This is a genomic window from Pantoea sp. UBA5035 (assembly GCF_002415245.1).
GTDB lineage: Bacteria > Pseudomonadota > Gammaproteobacteria > Enterobacterales > Enterobacteriaceae > Pantoea > Pantoea septica.
Genome location: NZ_DICD01000011.1, coordinates 118,968 through 130,861, shown reverse-complemented (window position 1 = coordinate 130,861; position 11,894 = coordinate 118,968). Strand labels below are relative to the sequence as shown.

The following is an 11,894-nucleotide window of genomic DNA, read 5'->3' as shown; positions in this document are numbered from 1 at the left end:
CGCTATGAAAACTTACTTTTCGCAGTCTGCTTCAGGCTTTTACGTTGAGGGCATATCTAACCTGCCTGAAGATGCAAAGGAAATCAGTGAAACCCTCTGGAAAGAACTACTTGAGGGTCAGTCAGCCGGGAAAATCATCGACTTTACCAGCGAGCCGCCAGTGCTTATCGAGTATGTCAGGACGGCTGAAGACTATATGACTGAAGCGACGGCGCAGAAAGCCGCCTTACGGCTGGTAGCAGACAATAAAATCGCCCCCCTGGAGGATGCGGTTGCGCTGGGCATTGCCACAGATGAAGAAAACGCCAGTTACGATAACTGGCGTAAATATCGCGTGATGTTAAACCGAACAGACATTACAAATGCGCCGGACATCATATGGCCGGAAATGCCGGACTGATTATAAGCCCGCCCCGGCGGGCTTTTTGTTACTGAGGTTTCAGCGGCCAGGTAATAGTGGGTGCTTCCCGAACATTAACCGCCTGTACCGCCTGAATATATTTCATCCATTCAGTTAGCGAGGCTTTGTCTTCGTCCGTAATAATCCCGAGCAGCAGCTGCGTCTGCCATGCCTGAGTTACGCCGTTCGCCTCGCTGATGAGCGCAGATTTCTGCCTGGCCGCGTCGCTTACAGCAGCAGTTTGCTGTGCATCCGTATCAGTTACCCACTTTTCACCGTCCCATTTATCCCAGCTGCTTGCGGGCGCAAGGGGCGTCGTGCCTGCAGGGTAATCGCCTAATTCTGCAATTACTTTTTCCGAGCCATCAGCAACGGAGTAGACCGTTTCGCCGCGATAATCGGCAACGATCTGCCAGTCGCCATTACGGTAAACCGCAACACTTCCCGCATCGGTAGCGGGCGGCGCAGTGATACAGGCGCACGCGGGAAGCCCCACGCCCTGCGCCAGAAACTCATCGCTGGAGCCTGTAAATTCTCCAGTCTGACTGCTGTAGTTATAAACGGTCAGTGTGCCGGATGCTTTCGCCAGGCCATTTTTATCAAGCGTAACCTTAGCCATCATGCAGCCCTCACAATGTAGTTAAATGCGACATTACGCGACCGGGTTTCTGCCGCTGTGCGTGCTACTTTCGACATATCAAATGTCGTGACGTCTGCGTTTCGGTTTGCCGTTCCGCCCGGCATACCAAAACCCGAATTACCGCCCTGACTGCTGTACGCAAACACCCCCGTCGCGCCTGCAATGCTACCGGTATCTGCCTGCTGGTATCCACGGGAGACGATAGTGCCGGTAACGTTCTGCAGAGCATCACTCTGCGCCGTAAGCAAAGCGCGACCGGTATCTACGCCGCGTCCGTCATCCCAGCCCCTGATAAATTCACCGCGCAGATCGGCCAGTACCAGTCCCGGATAAGCCTGCGCCAGCTTTGGATAAAGTGAGCTGCTAAAGCCCGCACCGTTGCTTTTCAGAAAGACCATGCCAGCCATTGAGGGAAACAGCTCGTTTGGCATTTTCGCGTGCGGCCAAGGGAACGGCGAACCTATGACCGGAGAGCCTTCGCCCAAACCGAGGTTTGTGAGAAGCAAAGCCCTGGCCCTGTACCGGCCCGCGCTGGCAAAATTGCGGCCATTTACAGGGAATGCAGAGTGCTAATCGGTTATATCAGGGCGTCAACAAATGACCAGAATACGGATTTACAGCGGTTAGCGTTGCAGAGTGCAGATTGTGAGCTGATTTTCGAGGACAGGAAAAGCGGCAAAAGCACAGATCGGCCGGGGCTAAAGAAAGCGCTGCGCTGCCTGCAGCCGGGCGACACGCTGGTAGTGTGGAAGCTGGATCGGCTCGGTCGTAGCATGCGGAATCTTGTAATGCTGACCGAGGAGCTGAGGGCGAGAGGAATTAACTTTCGCAGCCTCACCGACAGCATTGATACCATCACGCCAATGGGGCGTTTCTTCTTTCACATCATGGGCGCCCTGGCCGAAATGGAGCGCGAATTAATAGTGGAGCGCACCCGCGCCGGGCTGGCCGCAGCGCGAGAGCATGGAAGAATTGGAGGCAGGCGCCGGATTATGACCGGCGAAGTGATAGCCAAAGCTGAAAGAATGATCGCCAAAGGGGCGACGCTACAGCAGGTGTCTCTTGTTCTTGAAGTATCTGTAAAAACGCTCTATCGCTATATCCCGGCGGAGCGGCAGCGCACCCTGCGTGAATCTGTTTGGTGATATACCAGCGGGCCATGACAAAATGCGAAGCCCCGCCTGACCTGACACCCTGAGCACACCTTTAATCAGGAGTGCAACAGATGGCAGATTATCATCACGGTGTCCGCGTCGTCGAAGTCAACGACGGCACGCGCACCATCTCCACCGTATCAACCGCAATCGTGGGCATGGTCTGCACCGCGCAGGATGCAGACGCGGCAACCTTCCCGCTTAATACGCCCGTGCTGATCACCAACGTGCAGGGCGCCGTCGGCAAGGCTGGCAAAAAAGGTACGCTCGCCGCCGCGCTGCAGGCCATCGCCGACCAGTCAAAGCCCGTCACCGTCGTGGTGCGCGTGGCGGAAGGCGCCGACGAGGCCGAAACCATCTCTAACATCATCGGCGGCACGGATGAAAACGGCCAGTATACGGGCATGAAAGCGCTGCTTGCCGCGCAGACCCAGCTTGACGTCAAGCCGCGCATTCTCGGCGTGCCGGGGCTGGATTCACTGGAAGTGGCAACCGCGCTTGCGGGCATCGCGCAGCAGCTGCGCGCCTTCGCCTACGTTTCGGCGTGGGAGTGCAAAACCATTTCCGACGCTCGCCTGTATCGCCAGAACTTCAGCCAGCGTGAAGTCATGGTGATCTGGCCGGATTTCCTCGCCTGGAACACCACGACCAGCAAATCCGATACCGCATACGCGACCGCACGCGCGCTGGGCCTGCGCGCCAAAATCGACAACGACACGGGCTGGCATAAAACCCTGTCCAACGTCGGCGTTAACGGCGTGACCGGCATCTCCGCGTCGGTATTCTGGGATTTGCAGCAGACCGGCACCGACGCCGACCTGCTCAACGAGGCGGACGTCACCACGCTGATCCGCAAGGATGGCTTTCGCTTCTGGGGCAACCGCACTTGCAGCGACGACCCGCTTTTCCAGTTTGAGAACTACACCCGCACCGCGCAGGTGCTGGCCGATACGATGGCCGAGGCGCACATGTGGGCAGTAGACAAGCCGCTGACGCCGGTACTGGTGCGCGAAATTATCGCGGGCATCAACGCGAAATTCCGCGAGCTGGTCAGCGCCGGTTATCTGCTGGGCGCGTCTGCCTGGTACGACGAGAGCGCCAACGACAAAGACAGCCTGAAGGCGGGCAAACTCTTTATCGACTACGACTATACGCCGGTTCCGCCGCTGGAAGATTTGACCCTTCGCCAGCGCATCACCGACACCTATCTGGCGAACTTCGCCGCGTCCGTTAACAGCTGAGGATCTGGATAAATGGCACTGCCACGCAAACTGAAGGGCATGAACCTTTTCAACGACGCCAACAGCTATCAGGGCGTCGTGACCGCCGTCACGCTGCCCAAGCTGGCGCGCAAGCTCGACCCGTTCCGCGCGGGCGGCATGAGCGGCGCGGCCTTTATTGATAACGGTCTGGAAGATGACGCGCTCGATATGGAGTGGAGCATCGGCGGCATGGATGAGCTGGTTCTCACGCAGTGGGGCGCCTCTGACATTCCCCTGCGCTTTACCGGCTCCTACCAGCGCGACGATACCGGCGAGGAAATCGCGGTAGAGATTGAGGTGCGCGGTAAACACCAGACCTTTGATTTTGGTGAGGCCAAGCAGGGCGAGGATACGGAAATCAAAGTCACCTCAAAGAACACCTATTACAAGCTGACCTTTAACGGCAAAGAGCTGATTGAGATCGACACCATCAACATGGTGGAGAAGGTCAACGGCACCGACCGACTGGAGCAGCGCCGCAAGAACCTCGGCCTGCTTTAACCCTGACGCTGGCGCCCGGCGCGGCGCTGGCCTTACCTGACTACAGTGAACAGAGATAGCGAACATGGAACAGAACGAAAATACCGTTGTACTGGAAACCCCGCTGAAGCGCGGCGACACCGAAATCAAGCAGATTGACGTCATTAAGCCAACGGCCGGAAGTCTACGCGGCGTGCGCCTGGCCGATCTGTGCCAGTCGGACGTAGACGCCCTGCTGACCGTGCTGCCGCGCATCACCCTGCCAGCGCTGACAAAGAGCGAGTGTAACGCCCTCGATCCGGTTGACCTGATTGTGCTGGGCGGCAAGGTGATCGGTTTTTTGCAGTCGAAGTCGGACGAATAGACTGGCCGCACGGCCTGACGGTTAATGACCTGATGGCCGACATCGCCACGATATTCCACTGGCAACCCTCCGAGATGTACGACATGCCGCTGGCCGAGCTGATGGACTGGCGGCATAAAGCCTTTATCCGCAGCGGAGCAAACCCGGATGAGCAATAACCTCAAGGTGCAGGTGCTGCTGAATGCGGTAGACAAAGCCTCGCGCCCCTTCAAGGCCGTACAGGCCGCCGCTAAAAATCTGTCGTCTGACATACGCCAGACGCAGGCAACCATCAAGGAGCTGGACGCGCAGGCGGGCAAAATCGATGGCTTTCGCAAAGCCAGCGCGCAGCTGGCTGTCACGCAGCAAAACCTCAAGGACGCAAAGCAGGAGGCGGCAGCGCTGGCAATGGCATTCAAGAATGCCGAGCGCCCGACCGCGCAGCAGGCCCGCGCACTGGAGAAGGCGCGGCAGGCGGCGGTTGAGCTGCAGACCAAATCTAACGCGCTGCGCCAGTCGGTGCAGCAGCAGCGCGATGCGCTGCGTGACGCAGGGATTTCCACGCGCAACCTGAGCAGCGAGCAGCAGCGCCTTAAAACCGACTCGGCGCAGGCAACCGTCAGCCTGAGCCGCCAGAAGCAGGAGCTGCAGCGCCTGAACGCGCAGCAGGAGCGGCTGAACATGACCAGTGAGCGCTACCGCAAGGGGCAGGAGCTGTCCGCCAGGGTGCGCAACGCGGGCGCCGCCGGTGTCGGAGCGGCGACGGTTGGCGCGGTTGCGGCTTCATCGGTGCTGCGCCCCGGCTATGACTTTGCCCTGGCAAACTCAACGCTGCAGGCAACCCTCGGCCTTGATAAAAACTCGCCTGAATTCCAGTCCCTGCGCACGCAGGCGCGCAGCATCGGCGACAACACCGCCGCTTCGGCGAATGACGCCGCTCAGGCGCAAATCATCATCGCCAAGTCTGGCGGGAACGTTGACGACATCAAGGCGGCTACGCCGGTTACGTTGAATATGTCGCTAGCCAATAACCGCACGATGGAAGAAAGCGCCAAGCTGCTGATGAGCACGAAAAACGCTTTCGGGCTGGCTAACAGTCAGGTTGCCCACCTAGGCGATGTGATTTCCGCCACGCTTAACAAAACCGCCGCCGACTTTGACGGGCTAAACGATGCGCTGACCTACATCGCGCCGGTTGCGAAAAACGCTGGCGTCAGTGTCGAGCAGACGACGGCCATGATCGGGGCGCTCGCAAAAGAAGGCACAACGGGCAGCATGGCCGGAACGGGAGTGCGTGCCATGCTGCTGCGCGTGCAGGCGCCAACCGGCGAAGCCTTCAAAGCCATCAAGGAGCTGGGCGTCAAAACTGCCGACAGCAAAGGCAACATGCGCCCCTTCTTCACTATTCTGAAGGAACTGCAGAAGTCATTTGAGAAAAACAAACTCGGCACGGCGCAGCAGGCGGAATACCTGAAAACCATCTTCGGGGAAGAGGCAGCGTCTTCAGCCGTCACCCTGATGAAAAACGCGGCCAATGGTGAGCTGGACAAGCTGACAAAGACGTTTCAGGGATCCGACGGCAGCACGGGAAAACTGGTTGACGTGCAGCAGGACAACCTCGGCGGCGATTTCAAAGAGCTGCAGTCAGCTTACGAGGCGCTCGGCACCGATATCTTTGACCAGATGGACAACAGCCTGCGCACGCTTACGCAGGACACCACAAACTTCCTGCTGCAGATAGATAAGTGGGTGCAGGCCAATCCAAATCTATCAAGTGGCATAGCCAAAATCGCCGCAGCCGGGATGATTATTGTAGGCGCGCTGGGCGCCATTGGGCTTGTTGCCTGGCCGGTTATTACGGCCGTTAACCTGCTTGTTGCCGGGGCGGGATTTCTCGGTACGGCATTCAGCATTGCGGGCGGCGCCATCGCAACAGCGCTCGGCGCCATCTCGCTGCCAATAGTCGCCGTTGGGGCGGCAATTGTGGCCGGGGCGCTTCTTGTACGGAAATACTGGGAGCCAATCAAAGCCTTTATCGCTGGCGTTGCCGAGGGGTTCAGCGCCGCGATGGGGCCGATAGGGGATGCATTCAGCCCGCTAAAGCCCGTCTTTGAATGGGTGGGCAATAAGCTCAAAGAGCTGTGGGACTGGTTCGGTAAACTGCTGGATCCGGTGAAATCCACGCAGTCTGAGCTGGCGTCTGCCGGTGAGATGGGTAAGAAGTTTGGCAACATGCTGGCGCAGGCGCTGAAAATACCCAGTGAGGCGCTGAGCCAGCTACGCAGCGGTATCGACTGGGTACTGGAAAAGCTCGGCATCATCGACACTAAATCCGACGGCCTGAAAGACAAAGTAAAATCCCCGGATCCGATGGCGACAGGCGGCGCGGGCGTCGATACCGGCGGGCAGCAGTATAACCTTGCTTACGGCGGCGGCTCGTACAAGCCGGTTCCGTCGCCGTCTGTCGGGGGCGGGTATACCGACCGCAGCCAAAATACCTACCAGTATGAAATCAACATGCACGACGGCATGAGCAAAGACGATGCGCTGGCGCTGATGGCGCAGCACAGGGAAAAAGAGCAGCGCAACCGGCAGGCGCAGAACCGCAGCAAAATGGGCTGGGAGGATTAAACGATGATGATGATTTATGGCATGCTGCCGTTTATGCGCCAGACCCTGCCTTACGGGGATCTGCAGCAGAATATCGACTACCGCTGGCCGACTAACAGCCGATTCGGGCAGCGGCCGGCCGCGCAGTTTATTGGGCCCGGCGACGAGAAAATCACGCTGTCCGGGGAGCTGCGACCAGAGATTACCGGCGGGGCTGTGTCACTGACGACTATTCGCCTGCTTGCCGACGAAGGGATGGCGTGGCCGCTGATTGGCGGCAGCGGCATGATTTACGGCATGTATGTGATCGAGAGCATTTCCAACTCTTTCAGTGAGTTTTTCCCTAACGGGACGGCCAGTAAAATCATGTTCACGCTGAACCTCAAGCGCGTTGATGAGTCTCTGACGTCAATGTTTGGCGACCTGAAAAAGCAGGCCGACGGGCTTATCAGTGGCGCCGGTAATCTGCCAGAGCAGCTTACGTCAGCCATCGACAGCGTGAAGTCGGCGGCCGGTAATCTGGTTTCCTCAGCGGGAGGGCTACTCGGATGATCGGAATAAGCAGCCTGCCAGTGCAGGCCGGGGCGCGGCTTACGCCTGATTTTATGCTGACGGTTAACTTTAAGGACGTTACGACCAACATCAGGGATCGGCTTATCTCGATGACGCTGACCGACAACCGTGGCTTTGAGGCTGACCAGCTGGATATTGAGCTGGACGACGCCGACGGACAGCTGGCTATGCCGGTACGTGGCGCGGTAATAAAGCTGTTTCTAGGCTGGAAGGGGCAAACGCTTTTTGGGAAAGGTGATTTTACCGTTGATGAGGTAGAGCACCACGGCGCGCCGGATACCATGACAATTCGCGCCCGTAGCGCGGACTTTCGCGGTACGCTCAATTCCCGTCGGGAAGTGTCCTATCACGATACAACCCTGGGCGAGGTCGTGACGCAGATAGCCGAGCGGAATAAGCTCAAGCCAATGCTGGCCGACGGCTTCGCCGGTATCGCCGTGGCGCACATCGACCAGACGCAGGAGACCGACGCCAAATTTCTGACGCGCCTTGCCACGCTTTATGGCGCTGTTGCAGCGGTAAAGGCTGGGCGGCTGTTGTTCATCCGGCCGGGTAACGGCGTCACTATCAGCGGTAAGCCCATCCCGCAGATGACCATCGCGCGTCAGGATGGCGACCGGCACAGCTTCAGTATCGCAGACCGTGGCGCTTATACCGGCGTCTCGGCGAGCTGGCTGCATACCAAAGACCCGAAGCCCAAAAAGGTAAAGATAAAGCGCAAGCCGAAGATAAAGCACCTGCGCGCGCTGGAGCACCCGGCGGCAAAGAAGAAAAAGGCGGCCGAGGCCAAAACGCCGGAAGCCAGGGAGGGAGATTATCTGGCGGGAACTGAAGACAACGTATTCACGCTGACGACTGTTTACGCGACCAAATCAGCAGCAATGCGGGCAGCTAAGGCAAAATGGGATAAGCTGCAGCGCGGCGTTGCGGAGTTTTCGCTAACTCTCGCGATAGGGCGCGCTGACCTGTACCCGGAGACGCCGGTCAGAGTGAGCGGCTTTAAGTCGGTGATCGATGCGCAGCCGTGGCTAATCAGCAAGGTAACGCATAGCCTTAGCAGCAGCGGCTATACCACGCAGCTGGACTTTGAAGTTTTGTTGTCAGACGTCGAGTATCAGGCAGAATCAGACAAAGATGATTCACAATAAGTGAAAGTTGTTGCTCCTTTTGGGGATTTGGAGTATTAAAGCTACGAGCTTACAGGGAGACGCCACCAATGATGCATTGTCCGCTTTGCCAGACCGCCGCACACGCTAAAAGCAGCCGTTATATTTCTAAAGAGACAAAAGAACGCTATCACCAGTGCCAGAATATCAACTGCAGCTGTTCTTTCAAAACGCATGAAACGCTGGCAGTGATTATTGTAACGCCAGGGCAGATTAATCCCGTGCCCTTGCATACTAAGCACGAATATCAGCCATCATTACTGCACTAAAATGCAATGCCGATAAAAAACCCCGCACTGACGGGGTTTTTTGTTTGTGCTATTCGCCACCCTTGTAAGTGTGGGTATTGCCTAGCATTACTGCCGTAGCGGGCTTATCCATCAATTTACTCATTTCATCGCACGTCGATAGCGGGTTTTCAAAGGAATATCCGCTAGCTTTGAATTTATTGGTGACGTTGATTAATTTGATTTTTTTGAGGTAGCCAGCAGGTACGCCTTTTGTCCAGATAGGTGAGCATACGCCACTAGAGATTATTGCATTATAGGTTTCATCATTGACGGATGCGGCGGGTAACACGACCGTGATCTGATCCTGCTTAAGATTAACTTCCAAAGGTTGCCAGGGCTTTAGCTTATTTTGCAGTGTAGTGACGTCGGATGATTGAGCCGCAACGACCGAAGAAAATAATAATGAAGTGCTGAGCAGGGCTATATGTAATCGCATTATCAAACGTCCTTTTGAGGTGAGTTTGCCTGGCGAATCTGTTGGGGGGGCGTCAGTGGCGGTGAAAATGCACCGCCACTTTACCGCCACTCGAAAAGCCAGATACAAAAAAACCGCTTCGGTGAGCGGCTTAAATATATGATTTCATTGGGTAAATTTGGTGGCCCCTGCTGGGTTTGAACCAGCGACCAAGCGATTATGAGTCGCCTGCTCTAACCACTGAGCTAAGGGGCCAGCGGAGCGGGGATTATAATGTATCTGTTTAGAGCGATCCAGCACTCACTCGCCACATGCTGAAAAAACGTCCATTGCATGAGTGATTGATTAAACTAAACATTTCCAGAACATGCAGCCTAATTTTACCTGTTCCGTACAGAAAAGGCGGCCAGCAAACTTGCCTTCGCCGCCTTTAAGCTGACTTAAAGCCACGCTCCCATCTGAAAAGCGTCAGGCATCAACCTCTCACTCCCGATAGCGCGTCGCCGACTGGCTCAGCGAAAGATAGGGCAGCATCGCGCCGCGCGCCCGATCATAATCCTGCCACAGCGCAATCTCTTCCAGTGCCGGGATAGTCACCGCTTCGCCCGCCTCCAGCCCCGCCAGCGCGGCATCCACCATCTCTTCCACTTCCATAACCATACCGGCCGGCAGCTCGTCAATGGACTTGCCGGAGCGGTCGAATATCTCCGTACGCGTAGCGCCAGGCAGCACGGCCTGCACCTGCACGCCGCTGTTCTCCAGCTCGCGCTGCATCGAGCGGGTCAGCGTCAGCACAAAAGATTTGCTGCCGTTATAGGCGCCGTTGAACATCTCATGCATCAGCGAGAGCACCGAGGCGACATTGATAATCACGCCGCGTCCGCGCGCGCGAAACGCATTGGCCGCCGCGTGCGCCAGGCGGGTAGGGGCGATGATGTTGAGCGTCAGCATGGTCTGAATGCGATCGATATTGGCGTCGATAAACTCGCCGTCCACGCTCATGCCGGCGTTATTCGCCAGCAGCGTAATCGCCGTGTTTTCCCGCAGCTCCTGCTCGACGCGCTGCAAATCGCCCGCATCGGTCAGATCGGCGCGCAGAATACGCGTCTCGATCTGATGCTGCTGTTGCAGCGTCTGCGCCAGCGTCTCCAGTCGCGCCTGGTCGCGCGCCACCAGGATGAGATCGTAGCCGCGCGCCGCGAGGCGTCGTGCGTAGGTGGCGCCGATACCGCTGGATGCGCCGGTGACTAAAGCAAAGCCTTGCGATGATGCTGACATGGTAAACCTCTTTGGTATGATGGTTGTCATATTTGTAGTTAATATGACGATCGTCATATGCATCGTCAAGCTGGAATATGATGGTCGTAATAATTACTATGAACAGCAGAAACTATCAGCGGGAAAGAGTGATGGATAAACAGAGCCATAAGGCGCGCACGCGGCAGCGCATTCTGGATGAGGCGGCGCGGGTAATGCGCGAATGCGGCACGGAAAGCATCGGCGTGGCGGCGCTGATGAAGCGCGTCGGGCTGACGCACGGCGGCTTCTATGCGCACTTCGACTCGCGCGAGGCGCTGGTGCAGGCGGTTATCGCCGAAATGTTCACTGACTCGACGCAGCGTATGGCGCCGCTGTGGCAGGGCGCGGATCCGGCCGCGCGGCTGAGCGCGCTGATTGACTACTACCTTTCAGAGACACATCGCGACTGCCGCGCCGAGGGCTGTCCGGTGCCCGCGCTGGTCAGCGAGGTCGGCCATCTGCCGGAAGAGGCGAAATCTGTCTTTACCCAGGGCGTGACGTCGATGCTACAGCGGTTAGGCGAGCTGCTTGCCGAGCTGGGACAGCGCGACGCCGAGGCGCTAGCCAGCAGCCTGCTGGCTGAGATGGTCGGCGCGCTGGCGCTGGCGCGCGCCTGTAGCGATAAGGCGCTCTCTGCGGCCATGCTGGCGCGCAGCCGCGAGGCGTTGAAGCGCCGTACCGGACTGGAGCAGGCGGCATGAGCGAGCACAACATCAGCGACATTATCGCCCCTGGGCTGGAGGTGCTGTTCTGCGGCATTAATCCGGGCCACTCGACGGCGCACACCGGCTATCACTTCGCGCATCCCGGCAACCGCTTCTGGAAGGTGCTCTATCTGGCTGGCTTTACCCGGGAGCAGCTCCGGCCCGAAGAGGAGCAGCGGCTGCTGGAGACCGGCTGCGGCATCACCATGTTGGTTGAGCGTCCCACCGTGCAGGCGAACCAGCTGGCGGCTGAGGAGCTGCGCGACGGCGGCGCGCGCCTGACTGACAAAGTACTCAACTACCAGCCGCGCGTGCTGGCGATCCTCGGCAAAGACGCCTTCAAGCGCGCCTTCAATCAGCGCAAGGTGGAGTGGGGCTTACAGGGCATTTTTATGGGTAAGACTCAGGTCTGGGTGCTGCCTAATCCCAGCGGGCTGAATCGCGCCTCGCTCGATGAGATCGTCGAGGCATACCGGCAGCTCTATGATGCGCTGCAGCAGGGCGTGAAATAGCAGGCGGCGAAAAAAGGGCAATAAAAAACCCCGACAAGCCGGGGTT

The 11,894-nt window shown here is 57.8% G+C and carries 16 protein-coding genes and 1 tRNA gene; 12 read left to right on the top strand and 5 right to left on the bottom strand.

The window, feature by feature from the left end:
• The first annotated feature begins 4 nt into the window (after positions 1–4).
• Positions 5–400: a tail fiber assembly protein gene (locus B3229_RS08105; protein WP_286870302.1), complete on the top strand. Its 396-nt coding sequence runs from the start codon at positions 5–7 to the stop codon at positions 398–400.
• A gap of 28 nt (positions 401–428) precedes the next feature.
• On the opposite strand, the gene B3229_RS08100 is transcribed toward B3229_RS08105, so the two are convergent.
• Both B3229_RS08100 and B3229_RS08095 read right to left on the bottom strand, forming a co-directional pair.
• The gene (locus B3229_RS08100) at positions 429–1,019 is read right to left on the bottom strand and encodes a tail fiber assembly protein (protein ID WP_286870404.1); all 591 of its coding nucleotides are present in this window, start codon (positions 1,017–1,019) and stop codon (positions 429–431) included.
• Complete coding sequence (locus B3229_RS08095; protein WP_286870301.1) at positions 1,019–1,471, bottom strand: phage tail protein; 453 nt, start codon at positions 1,469–1,471, stop codon at positions 1,019–1,021. The genes B3229_RS08100 and B3229_RS08095 overlap by 1 nt, the downstream gene beginning before the upstream one ends.
• Before the next feature lie 135 nt (positions 1,472–1,606).
• On the opposite strand from B3229_RS08095, the gene B3229_RS08090 reads away from it, so the two are divergent.
• The 9 genes from B3229_RS08090 (at position 1,607) to B3229_RS08050 (ending at position 8,897) form a co-directional block, all read left to right on the top strand.
• Positions 1,607–2,185, top strand: a complete 579-nt coding sequence (locus B3229_RS08090) for a recombinase family protein (protein ID WP_286870300.1) — start codon at positions 1,607–1,609, stop codon at positions 2,183–2,185.
• An 80-nt stretch (positions 2,186–2,265) separates the two neighbouring features.
• Complete coding sequence (locus B3229_RS08085) at positions 2,266–3,435, top strand: phage tail sheath protein (RefSeq protein ID WP_286870299.1); 1,170 nt, start codon at positions 2,266–2,268, stop codon at positions 3,433–3,435.
• Positions 3,436–3,447: 12 nt separating this feature from the next.
• Positions 3,448–3,957 (top strand): phage major tail tube protein, encoded by a 510-nt coding sequence (locus B3229_RS08080; protein ID WP_286870298.1) that lies wholly within the window; start codon positions 3,448–3,450, stop codon positions 3,955–3,957.
• A gap of 64 nt (positions 3,958–4,021) precedes the next feature.
• A complete protein-coding gene (locus B3229_RS08075) occupies positions 4,022–4,300 on the top strand; it encodes a phage tail assembly protein (RefSeq protein ID WP_286870297.1) in 279 nt (92 codons plus the stop codon).
• A gap of 32 nt (positions 4,301–4,332) precedes the next feature.
• Entirely contained in the window at positions 4,333–4,458 is a 126-nt protein-coding gene (locus tag B3229_RS08070; protein ID WP_051905661.1) for a GpE family phage tail protein, read from the top strand.
• Positions 4,448–6,910, top strand: coding sequence for a phage tail tape measure protein (locus B3229_RS08065; protein WP_286870296.1), 2,463 nt, complete (start codon positions 4,448–4,450; stop codon positions 6,908–6,910). Before B3229_RS08070 ends, B3229_RS08065 begins: the two co-directional genes overlap by 11 nt.
• Before the next feature lie 3 nt (positions 6,911–6,913).
• Complete coding sequence (locus tag B3229_RS08060) at positions 6,914–7,441, top strand: phage tail protein (RefSeq protein ID WP_286870295.1); 528 nt, start codon at positions 6,914–6,916, stop codon at positions 7,439–7,441.
• Positions 7,438–8,610 carry a phage late control D family protein gene (locus B3229_RS08055; protein ID WP_286870294.1) on the top strand — a complete coding sequence of 391 codons (1,173 nt, stop codon included), beginning with the start codon at positions 7,438–7,440 and terminating at the stop codon, positions 8,608–8,610. Before B3229_RS08060 ends, B3229_RS08055 begins: the two co-directional genes overlap by 4 nt.
• Before the next feature lie 68 nt (positions 8,611–8,678).
• Positions 8,679–8,897: an ogr/Delta-like zinc finger family protein gene (locus B3229_RS08050; protein ID WP_072010470.1), complete on the top strand. Its 219-nt coding sequence runs from the start codon at positions 8,679–8,681 to the stop codon at positions 8,895–8,897.
• Between the two features lie 49 nt (positions 8,898–8,946).
• Here the strand turns inward: B3229_RS08050 and B3229_RS08045 are convergent, their stop codons facing one another.
• From B3229_RS08045 to B3229_RS08035, 3 genes are all read right to left on the bottom strand, one after another.
• Entirely contained in the window at positions 8,947–9,354 is a 408-nt protein-coding gene (locus B3229_RS08045) for a hypothetical protein (protein WP_286870293.1), read from the bottom strand.
• 158 nt (positions 9,355–9,512) lie between these two features.
• A tRNA-Ile gene (locus tag B3229_RS08040) sits at positions 9,513–9,588 on the bottom strand.
• Between the two features lie 228 nt (positions 9,589–9,816).
• Positions 9,817–10,611 carry an SDR family NAD(P)-dependent oxidoreductase gene (locus B3229_RS08035; protein ID WP_286870292.1) on the bottom strand — a complete coding sequence of 265 codons (795 nt, stop codon included), beginning with the start codon at positions 10,609–10,611 and terminating at the stop codon, positions 9,817–9,819.
• A 131-nt stretch (positions 10,612–10,742) separates the two neighbouring features.
• Between B3229_RS08035 and B3229_RS08030 the strand changes: the two genes are divergently transcribed.
• Both B3229_RS08030 and mug read left to right on the top strand, forming a co-directional pair.
• Entirely contained in the window at positions 10,743–11,333 is a 591-nt protein-coding gene (locus B3229_RS08030) for a TetR/AcrR family transcriptional regulator (protein ID WP_286870291.1), read from the top strand.
• Complete coding sequence (mug, locus tag B3229_RS08025) at positions 11,330–11,848, top strand: G/U mismatch-specific DNA glycosylase (RefSeq protein WP_033792248.1); 519 nt, start codon at positions 11,330–11,332, stop codon at positions 11,846–11,848. Before B3229_RS08030 ends, mug begins: the two co-directional genes overlap by 4 nt.
• The last annotated feature ends 46 nt before the right edge of the window (positions 11,849–11,894 follow it).